21 protein-coding genes, 1 other RNA gene and 1 riboswitch are annotated in these 19,570 nt (G+C 40.1%); of the genes, 8 read left to right on the top strand and 14 right to left on the bottom strand.

Annotated features, from left to right (window positions below; genetic code table 11):
- The first annotated feature begins 118 nt into the window (after window positions 1-118).
- The 3 genes from MKY07_RS16100 (at window position 119) to MKY07_RS16110 (ending at window position 2,772) form a co-directional block, all read left to right on the top strand.
- Window positions 119-1,267 (top strand): Rep family protein, encoded by a 1,149-nt coding sequence (locus MKY07_RS16100; RefSeq protein WP_339263149.1) that lies wholly within the window; start codon window positions 119-121, stop codon window positions 1,265-1,267.
- 40 nt (window positions 1,268-1,307) lie between these two features.
- Window positions 1,308-1,499 (top strand): hypothetical protein, encoded by a 192-nt coding sequence (locus tag MKY07_RS16105; protein WP_038188781.1) that lies wholly within the window; start codon window positions 1,308-1,310, stop codon window positions 1,497-1,499.
- 106 nt (window positions 1,500-1,605) lie between these two features.
- The gene (locus MKY07_RS16110) at window positions 1,606-2,772 is read left to right on the top strand and encodes a site-specific integrase (protein ID WP_339263152.1); all 1,167 of its coding nucleotides are present in this window, start codon (window positions 1,606-1,608) and stop codon (window positions 2,770-2,772) included.
- Window positions 2,773-2,906: 134 nt separating this feature from the next.
- Here MKY07_RS16110 and ssrA read toward each other — a convergent pair.
- The 9 genes from ssrA to MKY07_RS16155 all read right to left on the bottom strand — a co-directional run bounded on the left by ssrA (window position 2,907) and on the right by MKY07_RS16155 (window position 11,238).
- Window positions 2,907-3,263: a transfer-messenger RNA gene (gene ssrA / locus MKY07_RS16115) on the bottom strand.
- A gap of 159 nt (window positions 3,264-3,422) precedes the next feature.
- Window positions 3,423-3,767, bottom strand: coding sequence for an AraC family transcriptional regulator (locus MKY07_RS16120; protein WP_339263154.1), 345 nt, complete (start codon window positions 3,765-3,767; stop codon window positions 3,423-3,425).
- 224 nt (window positions 3,768-3,991) lie between these two features.
- A complete protein-coding gene (gene smpB, locus MKY07_RS16125; RefSeq protein WP_339263156.1) occupies window positions 3,992-4,456 on the bottom strand; it encodes an SsrA-binding protein SmpB in 465 nt (154 codons plus the stop codon).
- A 69-nt stretch (window positions 4,457-4,525) separates the two neighbouring features.
- The gene (rnr, locus tag MKY07_RS16130) at window positions 4,526-6,934 is read right to left on the bottom strand and encodes a ribonuclease R (RefSeq protein ID WP_339263157.1); all 2,409 of its coding nucleotides are present in this window, start codon (window positions 6,932-6,934) and stop codon (window positions 4,526-4,528) included.
- 231 nt (window positions 6,935-7,165) lie between these two features.
- A complete protein-coding gene (locus MKY07_RS16135; RefSeq protein ID WP_339263159.1) occupies window positions 7,166-7,912 on the bottom strand; it encodes a carboxylesterase in 747 nt (248 codons plus the stop codon).
- Between the two features lie 321 nt (window positions 7,913-8,233).
- Window positions 8,234-8,896: a hypothetical protein gene (locus MKY07_RS16140; protein WP_339263161.1), complete on the bottom strand. Its 663-nt coding sequence runs from the start codon at window positions 8,894-8,896 to the stop codon at window positions 8,234-8,236.
- Between the two features lie 27 nt (window positions 8,897-8,923).
- Complete coding sequence (locus tag MKY07_RS16145; protein ID WP_339263162.1) at window positions 8,924-9,538, bottom strand: signal peptidase I; 615 nt, start codon at window positions 9,536-9,538, stop codon at window positions 8,924-8,926.
- Window positions 9,539-9,646: 108 nt separating this feature from the next.
- On the bottom strand, window positions 9,647-10,366 hold the full coding sequence (locus MKY07_RS16150) for a hypothetical protein (RefSeq protein ID WP_339263163.1): 720 nt from the start codon (window positions 10,364-10,366) through the stop codon (window positions 9,647-9,649).
- A 269-nt stretch (window positions 10,367-10,635) separates the two neighbouring features.
- Window positions 10,636-11,238, bottom strand: a complete 603-nt coding sequence (locus MKY07_RS16155) for a TasA family protein (protein WP_339263164.1) — start codon at window positions 11,236-11,238, stop codon at window positions 10,636-10,638.
- 760 nt (window positions 11,239-11,998) lie between these two features.
- A riboswitch (cyclic di-GMP riboswitch) is annotated at window positions 11,999-12,081 on the top strand.
- A gap of 55 nt (window positions 12,082-12,136) precedes the next feature.
- Between MKY07_RS16155 and MKY07_RS16160 the strand changes: the two genes are divergently transcribed.
- Complete coding sequence (locus MKY07_RS16160) at window positions 12,137-12,790, top strand: response regulator transcription factor (protein WP_339263165.1); 654 nt, start codon at window positions 12,137-12,139, stop codon at window positions 12,788-12,790.
- 157 nt (window positions 12,791-12,947) lie between these two features.
- On the opposite strand, the gene secG is transcribed toward MKY07_RS16160, so the two are convergent.
- The 4 genes from secG to MKY07_RS16180 all read right to left on the bottom strand — a co-directional run bounded on the left by secG (window position 12,948) and on the right by MKY07_RS16180 (window position 16,278).
- Complete coding sequence (secG, locus tag MKY07_RS16165; RefSeq protein ID WP_008408959.1) at window positions 12,948-13,175, bottom strand: preprotein translocase subunit SecG; 228 nt, start codon at window positions 13,173-13,175, stop codon at window positions 12,948-12,950.
- A gap of 114 nt (window positions 13,176-13,289) precedes the next feature.
- Window positions 13,290-14,135, bottom strand: a complete 846-nt coding sequence (locus MKY07_RS16170; protein ID WP_339263166.1) for an ABC transporter ATP-binding protein — start codon at window positions 14,133-14,135, stop codon at window positions 13,290-13,292.
- Entirely contained in the window at window positions 14,132-15,133 is a 1,002-nt protein-coding gene (locus MKY07_RS16175) for an iron ABC transporter permease (protein ID WP_339263167.1), read from the bottom strand. Before MKY07_RS16175 ends, MKY07_RS16170 begins: the two co-directional genes overlap by 4 nt.
- A 14-nt stretch (window positions 15,134-15,147) precedes the next feature.
- The gene (locus MKY07_RS16180; RefSeq protein WP_339263168.1) at window positions 15,148-16,278 is read right to left on the bottom strand and encodes an ABC transporter substrate-binding protein; all 1,131 of its coding nucleotides are present in this window, start codon (window positions 16,276-16,278) and stop codon (window positions 15,148-15,150) included.
- A gap of 178 nt (window positions 16,279-16,456) precedes the next feature.
- Between MKY07_RS16180 and MKY07_RS16185 the strand changes: the two genes are divergently transcribed.
- Together MKY07_RS16185 and MKY07_RS16190 are read left to right on the top strand one after the other, a co-directional pair.
- On the top strand, window positions 16,457-17,101 hold the full coding sequence (locus tag MKY07_RS16185; protein WP_339263169.1) for a phosphate starvation-inducible protein PhoH: 645 nt from the start codon (window positions 16,457-16,459) through the stop codon (window positions 17,099-17,101).
- Window positions 17,098-17,709: a hypothetical protein gene (locus MKY07_RS16190; protein WP_339263170.1), complete on the top strand. Its 612-nt coding sequence runs from the start codon at window positions 17,098-17,100 to the stop codon at window positions 17,707-17,709. The genes MKY07_RS16185 and MKY07_RS16190 overlap by 4 nt, the downstream gene beginning before the upstream one ends.
- Window positions 17,710-17,767: 58 nt before the next feature.
- On the opposite strand, the gene MKY07_RS16195 is transcribed toward MKY07_RS16190, so the two are convergent.
- The gene (locus MKY07_RS16195; RefSeq protein ID WP_339263171.1) at window positions 17,768-17,989 is read right to left on the bottom strand and encodes a hypothetical protein; all 222 of its coding nucleotides are present in this window, start codon (window positions 17,987-17,989) and stop codon (window positions 17,768-17,770) included.
- Window positions 17,990-18,177: 188 nt separating this feature from the next.
- Between MKY07_RS16195 and MKY07_RS16200 the strand changes: the two genes are divergently transcribed.
- Window positions 18,178-19,107 carry a nuclease-related domain-containing protein gene (locus MKY07_RS16200; protein WP_339263172.1) on the top strand — a complete coding sequence of 310 codons (930 nt, stop codon included), beginning with the start codon at window positions 18,178-18,180 and terminating at the stop codon, window positions 19,105-19,107.
- Between the two features lie 25 nt (window positions 19,108-19,132).
- Entirely contained in the window at window positions 19,133-19,423 is a 291-nt protein-coding gene (locus MKY07_RS16205) for a transposase (protein WP_339263173.1), read from the top strand.
- Window positions 19,424-19,570 lie beyond the last annotated feature (147 nt).

Genomic DNA, 19,570 nt, shown 5'->3' on the forward strand with positions numbered 1-19,570 from the left:
TCACAGTCTTTTTATTCATATTTAATGATAGCTAAAATTTATCAAGAAGTGTTATTTAATCTGACAAAATAACATTTAAGGGAGGTAGTCAAATGGGTAGCCCAAAGCAATTAATGTAATGTATCAGCAACAACTTTCACATTTGCCATCGTCTATTAAACGGAAGACACTAAATAGTATAGTAAAAACTTTGGTGGAACGTTTGGAACCTTTAAAAATTGCTGCAATTATACATGATAAAGATGTGAATGAAGAAGGCGACTCGATTGAAAAACACGTTCATGTAGTTTTACAGTTTGAAAACCAAAGGAGTTTAGAAAGACTTGCAAAGGTTTTAAACGAACCACAAATATCATCCTTTCAACAGTGGAGAGGAAATGTTAACAATGCTTACTCTTACCTTGTTCATCAAACAAAAGAAGCAAAAGGAAAATATCAATATCAGCTAGAGGAAGTAAAAGCTAATTTTGATTATCCTGCATTGATGAGTGATATAACCAAAAAAATTGAACAGAAAAATAAAATGAAAGATAGTGAAATTATTAAAAGTTTGCTTGATCAATTAGGAGCTGGCGAACTATCAAAAGATGAAGCTATCTTAAATTTGACAGGTTCACAATTTGCTAAGGCAAAAAAGCAGATCAATGATGTCTATCAGCAGGTACAAGAACAAAAATCTAAAGTTTGGTTAGAAGAGCAGAAAAGTAAAAATGAACCGATAACGGTTATATGGATATATGGTAGTTCTGGAACTGGAAAAACAGCTCTAGCTAAAAAATATGCAGATGAACAAAATGTAAAATATTTCATTACAGGTTCATCCAGGGATAGTTTTCAACATTATGATGGCGAACATCTTGTGATTTTGGATGAGTTGAGACCAACTACTTTTAATTATGATGATTTATTGAAAATGCTTGATCCTTTTGGAGAAAACCCCAAAGCTCCAAGCCGTTTTTTTGATAAATCTCTAATGATTGATATATTCATCATCACTTCTCCATATAGCCCAAAACAATTTTATGATGAAATTTTCAGACATAAAAAAACGGTTGATTCATTTGGACAACTTCAGAGAAGAATTACTTTCGTTCAATTTATCACTCAAGATTATTTTGAAATGCAAAATTATAATGACTTAGAGAAAAAATATATTTCTGTTGAAGATACTATACAAAAAAATTATTTACTTGAAAAACTTAAAAAGAAATACAATACCAATGGTAGACAAACTTATGACAAATTCAATCAGTTATTAACTAAATAGTACCTAAAATACTATAAATTAAACGCTAGGAGTGGACTAATTGAATCAAGGATATGAATTCACCTTTCCAAAGGAATGGTTCTCGTTAAAAGAAGCAGCTATTTACGCTGGCGTCTCATACAATACATTCAAAAAATTTCGTTTACTTGGCTTAAAAGTATGCGAAATTGAGGGCATAAAACGAGTAGCAAAAAAAGAAATCGATCGCTTTTTAGAAGAATACAGCTCTTAATCAAGTTCTACAAGAGGATTTTTCCCCAGTTAAATTATATATTATAACTGTGAGGATTAATCCTCTCTTTTTATCTTGCCCCCGCAACGATATTAGGAGGATCAATATGAAAAAAAATAATTCTTCACCTATCAAAAGTTATCAAAATAAAGATGGTAAAACATTATATATGTTTCGCGTATTTTTAGGAACAGATGAACTAACAGGAAAAGCTAAAAACACTACACGCCGTGGTTTTAAAACAAAAAAAGAAGCAGAGCTCGCTTTAGCACGTATTAAACTTCAAGTATCTGAAGGAACATTCAAACAAAAGAGCGCAGAAACCTACCAGGAAGTTTACGATCTTTGGATTAACCAATATGAAAAAACTGTAGAAGAAAGTACGTTTGTAAAAACAGCTGGCTACTTCAAAAATCATATCTTACCTGCTATGGGCAATTATCGTATCGAAAAAATCACAATTGCTATTTGCCAAAAACACTACAATGAATGGGCTGCAAAGGTTCAAAAGGCGCGTACAATTAAATCCTACGCAAAAAAAGTTTTAGACTTTGCTATTGTACATGGCTTTATTCAAACGAACCCATTTACTCATGTTGAGACCAAAGTAAAGAAAGCCTTTACTGAAAGTGTAGAAGAAGGCAGCGAAAACTTTTATATAAAAGAAGAGCTAATTACATTTCTGGATAAGGCGAACGAGCATCTTAATTTCAAAGCATATGCTCTACTACGTTTGATTGCATATACCGGGATGCGAAAAAGCGAAGCATTAGCATTAACATGGAATGATGTAAACTTTGTAGAAAGTGAGCTTACAGTTAATAAAGCTATCGGGCGTGGCAAACAAACAAAGCTTTATTTGAAAACAACTAAAACTGGCAAGCCACGTACAATTAAACTAGATGAAACAACTTTATCGATCTTGAAAGAATGGAATAAGCTCCAAAAGCAGCAATATATTCAACTAGGTATTAATACACTGAAGAAAAATCAGTTGATGTTTAGTAATACAAAAAATGAATTTATCCAACCAGTACAAGTTCAAAAATGGATGTATAGCGTTCAAAATAAATATACGTTAAAGCATGTATCGCCACATGGCCTACGCCATACGCACTGCTCACTTCTATTCGAAGCTGGTGCAAGTATTAAAGAAGTTCAAGATCGACTTGGCCATACTGATGTAAAGACTACTTTAGACATTTATACACATGTCACAAAGAAAGCGAAAGAAGGCGCTATACAAAAGTTCGTGGATTATTTAGAAGGTTGAGTCACTGACTATTTTTTGACTATAAATTGACTATTTTTAAATGACATTCAATGAAATCCATTGACACTAAAAAAGTGCCAAAACCCTTAGTATTAAAGGATTTTGACACTTATTGAAATCGTTTGATTTCTAAAAAATGGAGACGGTGGGAGTCGAACCCACGTCCAGAAGCTCCAATACGCCGGCTTCTACGCGTGTAGTTTGTCTACTTGCAATTCGCGAGTTCTTATGCCGACAAACAGGCGTCCGAATCGCTAACCTGGGAATCTCTTACCGTTGACTCAGGTGGTGCCAACGATCGTATCCCACTTAAGTTGAACCCAGCGTAGTCTACATGGGCGATAGACAGGCTGAGTGCTACGCGCTATTAAGCTGCGAAAGCGAAGTTTTGTTGTTTGCCAGTTATTATATAACTTCCGTTGTTGACGAAGACGAGACCTCCGACGCGCGACCAGAGCTTGAACCACCCCTGTCGAATCCGTAACGTCCCCGAGTAGTAGTAAACCCGAGTTAAGTTCGGAAAAGAGCGAAATGCTCTTTAAAACGTGTACCGTATGAGTAGATACACACTGGCTAGTACAGTCAATTATATGACAAACTGGCTGAGCTTGCAAGTAATTCTGCTTCTCTCGTACACTGCCAATATTTTCTTAACCTTGTTTATGCAGCTGGTTGCGGTAGTCTACCGGTGTGACACCGTGGAATCGCTTGAACAGTTGGGTAAATTCAAAGTAACCGTTCATGCCGATCATTTTTGAAATTTCCTTGAAGTCCATTTCCGTATCTTCCAGTAACCCTTCCGCTTTGTGTAAACGAACCTTCGTAATATATTCATTTACCGGCATGCCGACTTGCTGCTGGAAAATCATATTATAATTCGGATACTCGTCGGCAATTACTTCTTCGACTAATGCTAAACATTGCCCATGTACACTATACTTTTCAACTAAAATAACAACTTTATCAACTAATTCTGCGTTGCGTAATCCATTCACTTGTGGAAATCCCCCTACGTATGCTATTGCCATTGACTAAAACACCCCAAATTCTGTTATCTCAACCTTACGTCTACATCATCTTACATTTGTACCCCCATTTTTTAGATTGAAAACCACTATTTTTGCCCGAAAAAAAGAGATGTGTTAAAAAATAAACAAATTCGTTTAACACATCTCTTTTGGTTAATTTATTAATGCCGCTTAAAACAACGGATTTCCGGTTATTGCTGGCGTTCCTTGAAAGCACGTTCCATGTCACGCTTCGCTTCTTTTTTCTTCATATCATGACGTTTATCGTAATCTTTCTTACCTTTTGCAAGACCGATTAGTAACTTCGCATAGCCGTCCTTAATATACATTTTCAGCGGAACAATTGTATAGCCGTCACGCTTTACGGCACCGACTAATTCACTGATTTGCTTTTTATGTAAGAGCAGCTTGCGTTCGCGTAATGGGTCATGATTGTAGCGGTTCCCTTGGTCGAATGGCGAAATATGCATATTTTTTACCCATGCTTCTCCGCCCATCACACTAATATACGCTTCCTTCAGCTGGACACGGGCACCACGTACGGATTTAATCTCCGTTCCTGTCAGTACCAACCCGGCTTCAATTGTTTCTTCTATGAAGTAGTCATGGCTCGCTTTTTTGTTTTGAGCTAAAACTTTACCTGCGCCTTTTGCCATTCGCTTTACACCTCTATTTTAAAGGTTAAGAGCTATGATGCCGAAATTGCATCATAGCTTCACACCTTACTATTTCTTTTTACTTTTTTTCTTTTTGCCTTTTGCAATGCCTTCGTAAAACTTCGGCTTATCGCCCGATTTACCTTCTTTACGGCGCCCGCGTGGATCACGGTCAGATGTGCCTGAACGTTTTGCTTTTTCAGGGCGTTCCTTGCTTCCACCACGTGATTTGCGGTCACGTTTTTCGCCTGTACGCTCATCATCTTTTTTACGGCCTTCTCGGCGACCTGCATGAATCACTTTCGATGTTTGACGACGAGCTGGACGTGGACTGCTCACCATATCGACGATTTCAAAATCAACCGAAGATTCCTCGATCACGACATTCGCCACACGGATTTTCACTTCATCCCCGATGCGGAACTGGCGACCAGTACGCTCACCGATCATCATCATATGACGGTCTTCAAAGCGGTAGTAGTCGTCCGTCATATTCGAAATATGCACAAGACCTTCCACCGTATTTTCAAGCTCTACGAAAATACCGAAGTTCGTAATCGATGACACGATCCCTTCGAACTCTTCCCCGATTTTATCGGACATAAACTGCGCTTTTTTCAGTGCATCTGTATCACGCTCTGCTTCAACGGCACGACGCTCACGGCCAGATGTATGATCCGCAATTTCATCCATTACCGCGCTCCACTGTACAACCGTTTCCTTCGATGTATCGCCATTCACTAAATACGTACGAATTAAACGATGGACGATTAAATCCGGATAACGACGGATCGGTGATGTAAAGTGTGTATAAAACTCTGTCGATAAACCGAAGTGGCCTAACGACTCGGCGTAATATTTCGCCTGTTGCATCGAACGCAGCAACATCGTTGAAATAACCGGCTCTTCCGGCAAGCCTTCAATCGAACGAATGACTTCCTGCAATGCTTTCGGATGTACCGAATTTCCAGTACCTTTGATCATAATACCAAAATTTGTAACAAATTCAAAGAAGCGTTGTAATTTTTCAGGCTTCGGATCTTCGTGAATACGGTAGATGAACGGCAGCTCCATCCAGTGGAAATGCTCGGCAATCGTTTCGTTCGCTGCAAGCATGAACTCCTCGATCAGACGCTCCGCAACTGTACGTTCGCGTAACACGATGTCAGTCGGCCAACCGTCTTCATTCACTAATACTTTCGATTCCTTGAAGTCAAAGTCAATCGCACCGCGCGCCATACGTTTGTTGCGTAGGATTTGCGCTAAATCGGCCATATCTCTGAACATCGGCACTAAATTTTCATAGCGCTCCATTAATTCCGGGTTTTCGTCCGGATTTTCTAAAATGTTATAAACATCCGAATACGTCATACGCTCCGTCGTTTTAATCACACTTTGGAAAATTTCATGCTTCACAACGTGCCCAGCCTGGTCAATCGTCATTTCACATGACAATGTTAAACGGTCCACCTGTGGATTCAATGAGCAGATTCCGTTTGATAAACGGTGCGGAATCATCGGAATTACGCGGTCCGTTAAGTAAACAGATGTCGCGCGTTCATACGCTTCCTGATCGAGTACAGAGCCTTGTGTCACATAATAACTAACATCGGCAATGTGTACACCTAGTTTGTATGTGCCATTGTCATTTTTGACAACGTTAACAGCATCATCCAAGTCTTTCGCATCGGCACCATCGATTGTCACAATGACTTCATTGCGTAGGTCACGACGACCGACTAAGTCCTGTTCGGTAATTTCATCCGGTACGTCGATTGCCGCTTGGACAACCTCTTCCGGGAATTCTGGCGGAATATCGTATTTATACAGGATCGATAAAATGTCCACACCCGGATCATTTTTATGACCTAAAATTTTCGTGATCATCCCTGTCGCAGATTTCGTTGCATCTGGCCAGTGCGTTACTTCTACAACGACTTTATGTCCGTCGACCGCACCCAGTGCATCCTCTTTTGCGATAAAGATATCCATATTCAATTTCTTATCATCTGTAACGACAAAACCAAAACCGCGATTCGCCTGGTATGTACCGACAAATGATGTTTTGCTGCGTTCGACGATTTTAACAACCGTCCCTTCACGGCGGTCACCTGATTGTTCCTTTAATACACGTACGAGCACGGTATCTTCATTTAAAGCACCATTAACTTCGTGTGCCGGGATGAAAATATCGTCCATGCCTTGTTCTTCCGGTGCGACGAACCCGAATCCTTTCGCGTTTCCGATAAAGCGGCCGCGCAGTAAGTTCATGCGTTCCGGTAAACCGTAGCGATTTGAACGGGAGCGCACGATTTGTCCCTGTGCTTCCATTTTTACGAGTGTTTTGACTAATTCACGGAAATCATCCGCTTCTTCTAATTCTAGTGCATCTTCAATTTCCGATACGGTCATCGGTTTATAGCCATCGTCCTTCATCATATCGAGGACGCGCTGTTGTAATTCATTTTGTTGTGTCATGTATTATTTCCCTCCTTTGAACAGAAAATAAAGTTTCTTACGATCTTGGCTCTTGGAATTAACTTTTCGTTTAGCGATTTCCGTTTCGGCGGACGCTTTCCGGGGGCGTGGCCTTACACGAACGTCTCAGGCGTCACGCTTATCCCCCAGGAGTGGCCGCCTACACTCCAATCCACTAGAAATTAATCCAATTTACAATGTTTCGTAAAAAACAAAAATTTATTCACACCATTAGACTATCCAATCTAACGAATTTAAAAACGTGAGAACTTCTTCATGAAGCTGGTCTTTTTCTTTGTCGAGTGTGATGACGTGGCCCGAATGCTCATACCAGCTGATTTTTTTGTCGATCGATTCGACGGTATCATAAATAATATTGGCTGAATCGGGGTTGATGACTTTGTCGTTGCGCGATTGGATCACCAAAATCGGCGCATACAGTAAGTCGATCGTCTCTCGTACATCGTAAATTAATTGCTGCAGTTCTGGCAGTGATGCCATTCCCTGCTGCTTGATTGCTTCAATCTCTAATTTAATTTCCTGTTCATTTTTACCTTGTTGTTTTTTATATTGTTTTGCATATTCAAGTACGCCTTCAAACATAATGTCTGTCGTGCGCATCGTCATCGGCGAGCACATTGTGACAACGCCTTTCACCGGATGACTTGTCGCAAGCTTGAGTGAAAATACGCCACCGAGCGATAGTCCTGCAACGGCGATTTCTTCATAGCCTGCCTCTTTTAATTGAGTATACCCGTTTTTTACATCTTGCCACCATTCTTCGGGATTTGAGACAATGAGTTCTTCTGGCGGAACACCATGTCCTTTATAATGTGGGGCAAGCGATGTGTAGCCGTGCTTTTCCAAAAAGCGTCCAAGCATCCGCACATCTGCCGAACTTCCTGTAAAACCATGTAATAATAGTACCGCTCTCGGCCCTGCCTGAAAGAAGAACGGTGAAGACAAAGCTGATTTCATACTGATTGCTCCCGTCTTGTTCCATAATATGAAAGATCCGATTCAATCACACCATTGAATCGTGGAAAACTTTTCATTTCTTTCTTCTATTATACTGTGTTTGGGCCCACACTAAAAGAAAAAGCCCAACCTAGCATTAAATGCTTGGTTAGGCGTTTAATTTCAATCCATTAGAATTTCGTAATAGCGAGCGGTACCCCATAGAAAATAACAAAAAGAGCTATTCTTTTCACATTTAGATGACCTACTTTAAAAAGCGAAAAAGCCACTAAGGTAATAATATCACTCCTCAGCAGCTTTTCAAAACTCTAATGTATATAATTATTGGACAAATCTCATCTTTCTGTAATAAATGGTGATGACCATGACAATCCCGCCTACTACAAGAGCCCCGCAGAGCAATATATAATATATTAGGTTTGTCGTACCATCAGGCAAACCTGGACCTCCTGACATTGGACTTCCTAAGCTGGAAATCTGCCCTATAATTTCTTCCTGAACCGGCTCGCTTTCATCTCCTTCAGCTGTAAAAGTGAAAGCAAATGAAGATTGAAGTGCTTGAAATTCATTTCCGAGATGTTCCGGAAAGCGAATCGTTACTTCCAGATTTTCTTCGTTGCCAGTTGTCAGTTTTCTGATCGGCAATGATTTAAAGTTAGCTAATTTATCTTGATACAGTTCTTCGTTACCAGCTTTGATCTCCAGCAGCAGTTCATTAAACAGCTTTTCATCTCCGCTATTTTGTAACTGCATTTGATAGTCGAAGTCTTTATTTCCGATATTCTTTACTGTAATTGTCCTAGGCGCCCAATCACCCGGCTTCATATTACTAACTTCAAATAGAGTATCTGTCGGTGTGATACTGATGTCTATTTCTTTAACTTCCGTAACATCTTCACCCTCTGCATATACGCTAGTTACGGGAGACAACGATACCCAACTAAACAGTAAAAGAAGCGGTAAAATTTGAAACAGTTTTTTCATAAAATGCCTCCATATCCTTGCATCGATTCAAGATGTACTTTTCCCAGTATCTTCTGCAATTACCTCAGCTTGTTTTCTTTGAGGGATTTCGATTAAAGATATAGCTTTCCAAAGTGTAAATGCTGAGTATAAAAGTAAAAGTAGGCCTGGAACGATCAATAAAAATGCACCGTTTTTCGAAGAAGCAAAGTTATTGAAGTACCCTACATACGGCATTGTGAAGCCAGTGTATTGAGCCACAACATTCTCCGCCATAACCGGATTCATATCTTCCGCATTGTTGTTATCGCCTTTTGTACGGTAAAGTACAGAGTCTCCATTTTTAACTACTTCCGTAATGCGGTGAGTAATTAACATATCTTCTGCTTCCTGGAAAGTGATGACATCGCCTTCTTTATAGTTAGTTTTATCTTCCGCAATTTTAACAGCGATAATGGAACCTGTTTGAATTCCTGGTTCCATGGATCCCGAAAGTACTGTTTTTAATTGGTACCCGAAAAATTGTGGTTCTCCACCCGATGCTTTTGAAACAACTACGATGAAAGCTAAGCTAATTAGTAACGTCATTAAAATAGCTGTAATAATATTATTTACCCATTTCATTATTTTCCCATTTGCTGTTTTTTTCTTTGTACTTCTCACTCGTACCACCCTTTTCATTATATTTGTTATTTAATATTTCACTATCGCTGTTTTAGTCGACACCAATTTTTACAGTTCTAGCATTTAGGAACTCTCATCGGATTTGTTCTAATCGTTGCTTTTCGGTGGATTTGGACCTTCAATGTTCGGTTTCTGCCCTTCATTCTCTTTACTTTCATCCGCACCTGTCTTAGCCCCGACTTCTTTATTCACTGCTTTTTCTTCAGTGATTGATTCGTTTTGCGGTTTGGCTTCCTTTTCTTTTTCAGTAGCCGGTGTTTCTGTGTTTTCCGGTGCGTTTTCTATTTCATTTTCTTTTTCTTTTTCAGTAGCCGGTGTTTTTACTTCTTCGGCTGTTTTTTCTTTTTCTGCCTTTTCTTTATCAACAGCAGGCTCTTTAATATCCTCTGCTGCCTTTTCCTCTTTATCTTTTTCAGTTGCTGGTACTTCCGCATCTTCTGCAGCTTTTTCTTCATCTTCATCTTTACAATCGATTGTTACTTTTTCAGTTGATTCAGGTGCATCTATTTTCTTACAATCCACTTCTTTAGATTTATCTGTTTCAACTTCTCCCTCTGTTGCATCACTTAAATCTCCGCAATCAACCTCAACTTCCTCACCGGTTACTGGATCTTTCACAGTAACTACTGTAGCATCGGTAGCTTTAACCTCAGAAGTTGGCGAAGATTCCTCGCCCGGTACTTTAGCAGTCGAATCTTCCATACCGCAGGCAATCACCGGAATTTCGGGAATCTCCCAGATGTCGGCAGTAATGGTTCCTGTAAGTACAGACTGGCTACTGAAATTCGCGGAGGTGTCGGACGACATATAAGCGACACCAAAAATAGCTAAATAACAAATGAGTGTAATTTTTAAATAGAGGATAAGATCACGCTTTTTTTTCTTATATCTGCCTCTAGGTCTAGGGTTCAATCCGATACCGCCTTTCTGATTTCTAAGATTGGAATTTCCTTAAATATATTCCTCAAAACACAAAAACAATTTATACGTTGAGAAATATATATAAGGAAAAGTCCCGACGGATTGTTACATAAAATAAGGGAGGAGAAGGGTCTCCTCCCTAGAATCTATTTCTATTATTTTAAAGTTCCAGCTGTTTGTTTTGCATCAAATGTCCATTCAAGTTGTAAAGAATCGCCTTGGAAGACATTTTGATCTGCGCCATTGTCAACAAATTCGAACTTGACAGTAAGTGTATCAGTAGTACCTGCCTTTAGACCGCTATTTTCTGCACCAAAAATCCACGCCAATAAATCTCTCTCAGTAGCATCATATTCTTTAAGTTGTTTTAAAGTAGTATTTTTAATAACTTCATTCCCTTTATCATTATTTACAAGGAATTGAACTTTAATATGCTCACCTAAGTCTGCTCCTGCATTATTATTATTTGCATCATTAGTTGTATATTCTGAAGTTAATAACACTTTCGATACATCAAGGCTACCAGTGTTATTAAGTTTAAATGTACGTATCATTGTATCACCAGGTTTAATATTAGTTACATCGATGATTGCGTTAGCTGCATTTGTACCTGCTACATTAATATCTAATGTACCTGCAGCGAATTTACTAACATTTGTTTCTACATCATTGAAATATGCATAAGTTCCCCCGCCGATCATGCTTACAGCTAGTGCTCCAGTTGCGATACCCATTGCTAGTTTCTTTTTGATACTCATTTTAAATTCCTCCAATTAGTTTTTAGTTTTTTTTTGCCTCTTCCCTGGATCGTATAAGAAAGTCATCTTTCTCGACGTTGGGTACGAGTTTTCTTACAGATTGATAAATTGCACCAAATTCATAGTATTGCAACTAAATGAATGTCTTCCCCCTTTGTACTTCACTTTTCGACTATGAAAGTGGAACTAGCTTCAGTATAGACAGAACCAAAAATTTCCTCTCCCCTCCAACGGGTGATTTTTGGCAATTTGGCATTCTACTTTCGAACTTATCCCATGGTATACTTTCGTGTTATTCCATATACTACCAATTGGTTATGTAACTACTATAACCATTGAAATAACAACGATTCTTTATGGTCATATGTAAAAATATTGCTTTGAATCTGTCACTCTCATTCATAACTTGGCATCCTGTCACTTATATTTTAAGCTTCTTGTAATTTGACACATAGTCCATATGACTTGCTCCCCACTATATCTTTTTACAGTTAATTCCAACAAAAACAGATATGAAACGACGAAATAAACAATAAGATTCCAAAGAAAGTGCTTATGTACAATTACAATTTGACAAAAAATACCTTTAATTCAAAGTATAATTAAAATTAGTTTTTTACATTTTATATTTGGATTCAGGGTCACTTTGAAATTAATTTCAAATATTTTATCCGTAGTAAATTCCACAGAAAAAAATTTGAGAATCCCACCATCTGATTATCCTTCTAATAGACACACTACTTAATTACTGAAAAACGTTTTACTATGGGAGACTTTGAAGTACATCCTTTAATTGGGCACCTTGGATGTATGGAGTCAGTGGTGCAACCGGCCTCACAACATTTGAAAACATTTGTTAAGAGCACTCTTTTTATTTGAGTGAGGAGGCAGTTTATTGATGAAAATTTTATTAGTAGATGATCAAGCAATCATCCGTAGAGGATTAATTTCCATTTTATCGTCGGATGATAAATCGGAAATTATCGGAGAAGCCAGCAATACACAAGAAGCTCTTGAATTGCTTCAAAAAGAAACGCCGGATTTGGCTATTATTGATTTTCAAATAGGAGACGAATGTGGATTAACATTGATTAATGAAGCAAGGAGATTAGGTTGCACTAGCAAATTCGCGATTCTTACCTTTTCAAAAGATTACGAATTATTTCAACGTGCAATGGCAATGGATGTGGTTGGATACATTTCACTTAATTCACACCCCGAAGAACTTATTTATGCCATTCAAATTATTAAAAAGGGACGGAAATATTATGATCCCGACTTAATAGATAAGCTCATACAAACACAAAAGGAGTCTTCAATAGATGATAGCCGTCTTGCGCTCCTCACGACTAAGGAAAAAGAAGTAATGCAAAAACTGGGGATGGGCTATTCTAATAAACAAATTGCTCACAGTCTTTATATTTCGGAAAATACCGTAAAAAAACATGTAAGCCAAGTATTATCAAAATTGGAGCTCGGTGATCGTACGCAAGTTGCGCTCTTTGCAAACGAAACAGGAATGGTTCAATTTAAACAAAATGTTTTAGTTTAAATTTTTGACCTAATTGATTAATATAGCATTTCTTATTAATTACTGAAATTTCAAATACTCTAAAATTCCACTATGTAAAAAAACTGACAAATTATTGGTCCAAAAGAAAAAGCCTAACCTCGCACTATGCTTGGTTAGGCGTTTAATTTTCGTTCAATTAGAATTTCGTAATCGCTAAAGCTAATACGAAGAATGCAACAGAAAGAACGATTGTTGTGCGGTGAAGGACTAGATCCATTCCGCGAGCTTTCTGCTTACCGAATAGTTGCTCAGCTCCACCAGAGATGGCACCTGATAAACCAGCGCTTTTACCTGATTGTAATAATACAACAACGATTAAGGCTATCGCTACGATAATAAGTAATACTGTAAATAACGTATGCATTTGCTCCACCTCCTAAGTATGGACGTCACAATACAAATTAGTATATCAAAATGAGGGAGCCATTACAATATTTCTTGGAAATGAACATCATATTTTATCCAACATTCCCCATTCTTATTCAAAACTGTTAAAGCGGCATTCGCTTATATCTCGTTTTGCTGCCAATGCAAGTGGTACCATCGTTTCAAATAGAAGATCCTCTTCTTCAAAGATCAATTTGCGCAGGTCTATATTGAAGTATTCCTTCATCCGCGATTCGGTCATCACTTCATGAACCGCACCGATGACCGCCTTTTTCTCCTTCGCGATCATCAATACTTGATCCGCCAAATAAAACGCATGGTTCGGATAGTGCGTGTTGATAATACATGAAATCCTATGCTCTTTCGCCAGGCGTTTTAATGTTTCCAAAATGACAACCTGCTTTTGCACATCCAAATGCGATTCCGGTTCATCCAGTATTAAAATTTCCGGATTTGATACAAGCGTTCTTGCGATTAACGCCAACTGCAGTTCCCCGCCGCTCACTTCATTGCACGACTTTTTCGCCAAGTGCACAATGCCGACTTCATTTAATGCTTCGTGCGCCTTTTCGTAATCTTCCTTGCGCGGCTTTGACAATGAACCGATATACGGCGCACGTCCCATCACCACCAAGTCTTCAATCGAAAAGCCGAATACCATTTTATGCGCCTGCGGAACATAGCCGATTTTCTTCCAAAGCTCTTTTTGCGAAACTTTTGCAAGCGGTACATTATCGATCAACGTTTCGCCGACACGCCAGTCCTGCAAGCCGGTAATGCATTTTAACAGCGTTGTTTTTCCTGCGCCGTTCGGACCGAGAATCGCCATAATCTGGCCTGGTTCCAGTGTAAAGCTAATATTCGATTCATAAATGAACGGCTTTACTTCCTTCTTTTTCGCATAGCAGAAGTTGCCTTCTCGTACTTCTATTTTCATGACCAGCTACCTCCTGTACGACGTAAAAGATATGCAATGAACGGTGCTCCGACAATTGCCGTCAAGATCGACAACGGGATTTCCGCTGCTGTTATCGAACGGGCCAATGTATCGATAATAAGTAAATACGCGCCGCCCAGTGCAATCGACATCGGCAGTACGCGTTCATTGTTGCTGCCGACAAACATCCTTGCGATATGCGGGATGATTAAGCCGACCCAGCCGACAATCCCTGCAACTGCAACGGCTGCCGCTGTACAAAGTGTCGCCCCTGCAATGACAAGCCACTTCATGCGCACAACATTAATTCCTAATGACTTCGCCTCATCATCCGGCAATGTTAGTAAATTGATACGCCAGCGCAGTGCCAGCAAAATGAGCATTCCGACTAGAATAATTGGTCCCGCTGTCCATAAGTCGCGATAAGAGGCCGTTCCCAAACTTCCCATTAGCCAATACGTAATCGCAGGTAGTTTTTCTTCCGGGTCGGCCACAAATTTCGTTAACGAGATCAGCGCATTAAACAATGCACTCGTCACTACCCCTGCGAGAACAAGCATAAAGATCGGCATATTGCGTCCAGAACCGCCGATCATATACGTAAATGCGATGGCCGCTAATCCAAAGACCAGTGCAAAACCTTGTGTCACATAACCATTGCCAAACAGTAAAATTCCGATAGAAGCACCAAAACCGGCACCCGCGGCGACCCCTAAAATATCCGCGCTTACTAAAGGATTGGCGAACATCCCCTGGAATGCAGCACCTGAAATGGAAAGCCCCGCACCGATCAATAGCGCGAGGATAATACGCGGCAGTCGGACGGTCATGACTACGTTATATTCCATTTGTGTCCACGTTTCTGCTATCGGAAAAATATGCGAACCGAGGATTTTGACCACTGTTACAAAATCGACTTCAAACCGGCCGATGCCAAGCGAAGCGATCGCAAGTACAAGCGGCAATACCCACAGTAAAATACTTTTCCACTTTTTCATGACAGTCCCTCGTTCTAATACTTCGCAGCGTCAGAAGATGGGTGTAGAATTTGCTCTACTTCTTCGTCCGTTACGTCATATCCGTAAAAGTCTTTGTAGTAATTTTTAATCTCAGCATTCATATCATAGTCGAATAGCTCAGGCTGGTTGTTGCTTGCCAGCCATTTCAGCATTAGCGGTGCATCGCCACTTGGCGGGAACCAGCGATAAATCCCCAGTGGAATTTTGTACACTTGCTTATTTTTCACCGCTTCCACTTCACTCCAGTCCTGACCTGGAATCGTGTTGTTATATAAATCTTCCGGCTGGATTTCCGTAAAGTTCGTTAAGTAGATGATTTCCGGATTCCAATTGTAGATTTGCTCCATGTTCACATCTTTGCGTCCTGTCACATCGTTTTCCGCAACGTCATTTGCTCCCGTTGCGTTCAGCCATTGATTGCCGAAGAAGTTTTTGCCGCCTACCGTAATCGCCTGCTCGGATAACTGATACATCATTAATGCATTCGGCTTTTGTTCTTTCGTTAGGCCGTCGATCTTTTCGTAAATTTCGTTTTGCACAGCTGTACCGATTTCAATGAATTTGTCCGCACGCCCTGTTGTGCTCGCAATTTCCCCCGTCAGCTTTAGCCAGCTGTTGAATGTCGCAAGGGGCTCTGCTGCCGCTGCGTCGATTGCTTTAATCGCGACTGTGTTGATCCCCGCATTACGTGCCTGCTCAATTGATTTTTCATCCGTTGCAATTTCAAAGAACACATCCGGGTTGATTTTCATTAATTCCTCGACGTTCATTTCCCCATTTTGGACGAATGACGTATCCGCGTTCAAAATGTCCGGTGCCATTTTCGATAAAATCGAGTTTTCCGCAGCATTGTAAGAGTTCGGATGCATTCCCACGATTTCTTTTGCTGAATTTGTTGCGACATACCATGTATGGAAGTACGGTAAAATCCCGCCCGATACAATCGAGTTCACTTCAGCGGGAATCGTTACTTCTGTACCTGCCTGATCGATGACAATTTTCTCTTCTGCAGTCGTTTGTACTTCTCCGCCTGAAGTTGAAGTTGTTGCCTCTTTATCTGAACATGCTGCTAGCGCCATTGCTGCGAGTGCCAGCGTTGTCAAAATTGCCTTACGTCCTGCCATTGTTTTCTCTCCTTAGATATCATCCGTTTTCACGAAATTATTATTTTAATAAAATATTATTTGATTTCTCAACAAGATTGAGTATAATTGATAATGATTTTCAATGTCAATGAGAATTCGGTTCTCAAATGAGAATTTGTATCAATTAATTAAATTTACAGGATTAAAGGAGATTTTTATGTCTGAATATAAAATTGTAAAACTAGACGGTGGACATGCATTCAGCCTAGAGGGACGTGCCATGAACGTCTCTAATGAACCAATAGACCATGTAACATTCCTCGACCAGTATGAAATTTCGACTGCCGACCTTTCCGAGTACAATGTGATGGTCGTAACGGACTTTATCGATCAAGAACATCTTTATGAGAACAAACAAGTCATTGAAAACTTCTTGAATGAAGGGAAAATTATTATTTCCAACACACATATTTTCCGTCCTTGGCTGCCAGGTGCCGGTCTGTTTATGCCAAAGGAAATTAAGTCACATGCTGATTATGTAATGGAGCCTGCAGCGGAAGGTACATTTTATGACGGGGTTGATATGATGGAGCTTACATACCGTAAAGGCGTTTCCGGCTTCTATGCACGCGGGTCTCATCCGGTTGTCAACAAGGAATCGGAAATCGTGCTGCAATATAAGGACGGCACACCAATCGTCTTCATCGACCGCACGGCAACAAAAGGAACGGTTGTCGCAGCATCTTGCCGTGATTTCCTGACATACGCAACAGGTGAAAACTCGACACAGCTGATCGCACCGCAGTTTTTATCTTGGCTCAATCAAGAATTACTACGTTTGAAAGAAGGATCTGAAGCATGAGAAAAATAGCTGTTTTATATAGTGGTCACGCACCTCATTACGTGACATTCAATACACCGAAATTCAAGCAGTATTTCGAGAAAATCATCTATTTACCGCGCTTTGTCGAAGAAGATTTAGAAGATATGGACGTACTGATCGTGCCTTCTCAATTGCACAACAAATTATTGTTGGAAGCAGCACCGGCAATCCGACGCTTTGCGGATAACGGCGGTGTTGTCGTAGCATTCGGGCCTCAGCCATGGCAATGGATTCCAGGGCAAAACTGGGAAACACGCCCGACAAACTTCTGGTGGTGGCTTGAAAAGGATGCGGACAGCGGTTTACGCATGGTCGCACCGGAGTACCCGTTATTCCGTGACGGTTTCCTGGATGAAGCGGCATGTACATGGCATCAGCACGGCGTCTTCCACTTACAGGACGGCATGCAGTCACTGATTGATATGAAGGATGGAGGTTCATTACTGTATGTCGACAAAGTCAGCTCAAAAGGAACTTGGATTGTAACAACACTTGATCCGGACTTCCATTTCGGGTCGTACTTCATGCCGGCAACGGAGAAATTCATGGACGGCTTCTTCCCCTGGTTAGCCTTCGGGGAAATCTGAGGAATTGAAAAAAGCATGGCACCCGCAATTGAATGCGTGCACCATGCTTTTTTATTTATTAGTCGTTGCTGTTGTCATCTTTGTTGTCGTCTGTATTGTCATCTAAGTTGTCATCAGTGTTGTCGTTGTCGTCGCCGTCAACGTCTAACTCGACATTTGTATCGTCATTGTTGTCTTCCATTAGACCGTCATCCGTACCGTCGTCAACATTGTTGTCGATGTTCGTATCATCTTCATCATTACAAGCTGCAAGTGATAATGATAGTAACAACGTCATCATCAGAGTAGGTGTCTTTTTAAGTTTCATAAGTTTCATATTGTAATAGCCTCCTTTGGTGTATGCTTTATGATTCCCCGATTTATAAAAGAAAAACATTTTTAGTAATTTTCTTCGCAAAAAGATATTTTTAGGCATTGTATTTTCTTCTCGATTTACATTCGCTATAGTAAAATGAGGAGGTGAAAATCGTGCAGCAATCAAGGCATTATTTATTCGTCAAAACATTGTTGAATCGCATGAAAATGGATGATTTGGATGCACCGGCAATCGAGCAGGAATTTTACCGATTGGAAGCCGGCTTATCAGGAGAACAAAAGCTGAAACGACTGCTCTCGGACTATTATTTTAAATCCGCTTCCCATATTTTTTATAATTTCGAGTGCATTAATTCAAAAGGTTTTACCCATCAAATGGACGCTTTGCTCATTACGCCGCATTTTGTCGTCGTCATGGAAGTAAAACAAATCTCCGATACCCTTTTCTACAAACCGGTCCTCCATGAATTTTCCCGTGTTCAGGAGAATGTCAGCGAAAACTTCCCCAACCCGTTTGACCAAGCATATCGTCACCAGCTTTTTTTGGAGCATCAATTTAAAGCGTGGCAACTTTCCATCCCCGTTCACCACATCGTCGTACTCGCCAATCACCGCGCCACACTTGACCATTCGCTCACCAATTTCCCGATTATGCATATGAGCGGCATCCCGAGATTCATCGAAAAACTGTATAGACAGCACCCGAATCCCCGTGCGAATATTACTTTTCTGCAAAACCATTTAGAACAGCTTTACGAACAGCTTCCCCCTCGCCGTACGATTGAAAGACACCGGTTACGCAATGGCGTTCTCTGTAAGGCATGCGATTATGTCAATGAAATGCATTATCGGCAAGGCTATTTTATTTGTCTGGTGTGCGGAGGGAAAAGTAAAAAAGCGTTGTACGAAACTTTTCTGCAATATCGTATTTTAGTCGGCCCCCGCATAACGAATAAAGAGTTCCGGGAGTTTTTTAATATTCCGTGTATCCATATAGCTTCGAAACTGTTGGCGAAAGCCGGCCTGGAAAAGCACGGGGTGAATAAAGGAGCGTATTATTTGATTCCGGAGAAGTTTGAGTAAATACTTATAAAAGGATGGGACACATATGAATGAAAAACAAAATCGTAAGCGTGTAGATGCACAAACAAAAGAGATCATTATTAAATCTGTTACAGAAGATGGCGCAAAAGTAGCTGATATTGCCGGTCGATATGATGTAGGCCCTTCCACGATTCATCGGTGGGTGAAAGAACACCGCGAGTCACTGACAGGCTTGGTTTCCGAGAGTGAAGCAGAAAAGATAAAAGCAGCATATGAAAAGAAAATACGTGCGCTGGAAGAAGAGAATGAGATTTTGAGGAAAGCGATCCATGTATTTTCGGATATTGAACGATGAGTTACGAGAGGCAGCCCCCACATTCGTTGCGTGGATGTGGGGGGCTTGTGTAATTTTCTAATATATCCGAATAAGTTCTAATATAAATTTATTTGTTCTAATAAATGGCTGATTTTCTAATAAGTGTTCTAGATGTTCAAATAAAGT

The sequence above is a fragment of the Solibacillus sp. FSL W7-1472 genome (assembly GCF_037969775.1).
GTDB classification, from domain to species: domain Bacteria; phylum Bacillota; class Bacilli; order Bacillales_A; family Planococcaceae; genus Solibacillus; species Solibacillus silvestris.

Coding starts and splice junctions, on each gene's coding strand:
- MKY07_RS16100 (WP_339263149.1), top strand. CDS start 119: ATGTATCAGCAACAACTTTCACATTTGCCATCGTCTATTAAACGGAAG.
- MKY07_RS16110 (WP_339263152.1), top strand. CDS start 1,606: ATGAAAAAAAATAATTCTTCACCTATCAAAAGTTATCAAAATAAAGAT.
- smpB (WP_339263156.1), bottom strand. CDS start 4,456: ATGGCAAAAGGCGCAGGTAAAGTTTTAGCTCAAAACAAAAAAGCGAGC.
- rnr (WP_339263157.1), bottom strand. CDS start 6,934: ATGACACAACAAAATGAATTACAACAGCGCGTCCTCGATATGATGAAG.
- MKY07_RS16135 (WP_339263159.1), bottom strand. CDS start 7,912: ATGAAATCAGCTTTGTCTTCACCGTTCTTCTTTCAGGCAGGGCCGAGA.
- MKY07_RS16140 (WP_339263161.1), bottom strand. CDS start 8,896: ATGAAAAAACTGTTTCAAATTTTACCGCTTCTTTTACTGTTTAGTTGG.
- MKY07_RS16150 (WP_339263163.1), bottom strand. CDS start 10,366: ATGTCGTCCGACACCTCCGCGAATTTCAGTAGCCAGTCTGTACTTACA.
- MKY07_RS16155 (WP_339263164.1), bottom strand. CDS start 11,238: ATGAGTATCAAAAAGAAACTAGCAATGGGTATCGCAACTGGAGCACTA.
- MKY07_RS16160 (WP_339263165.1), top strand. CDS start 12,137: ATGAAAATTTTATTAGTAGATGATCAAGCAATCATCCGTAGAGGATTA.
- secG (WP_008408959.1), bottom strand. CDS start 13,175: ATGCATACGTTATTTACAGTATTACTTATTATCGTAGCGATAGCCTTA.
- MKY07_RS16170 (WP_339263166.1), bottom strand. CDS start 14,135: ATGAAAATAGAAGTACGAGAAGGCAACTTCTGCTATGCGAAAAAGAAG.
- MKY07_RS16175 (WP_339263167.1), bottom strand. CDS start 15,133: ATGAAAAAGTGGAAAAGTATTTTACTGTGGGTATTGCCGCTTGTACTT.
- MKY07_RS16180 (WP_339263168.1), bottom strand. CDS start 16,278: ATGGCAGGACGTAAGGCAATTTTGACAACGCTGGCACTCGCAGCAATG.
- MKY07_RS16185 (WP_339263169.1), top strand. CDS start 16,457: ATGTCTGAATATAAAATTGTAAAACTAGACGGTGGACATGCATTCAGC.
- MKY07_RS16190 (WP_339263170.1), top strand. CDS start 17,098: ATGAGAAAAATAGCTGTTTTATATAGTGGTCACGCACCTCATTACGTG.
- MKY07_RS16195 (WP_339263171.1), bottom strand. CDS start 17,989: ATGATGACGTTGTTACTATCATTATCACTTGCAGCTTGTAATGATGAA.
- MKY07_RS16205 (WP_339263173.1), top strand. CDS start 19,133: ATGAATGAAAAACAAAATCGTAAGCGTGTAGATGCACAAACAAAAGAG.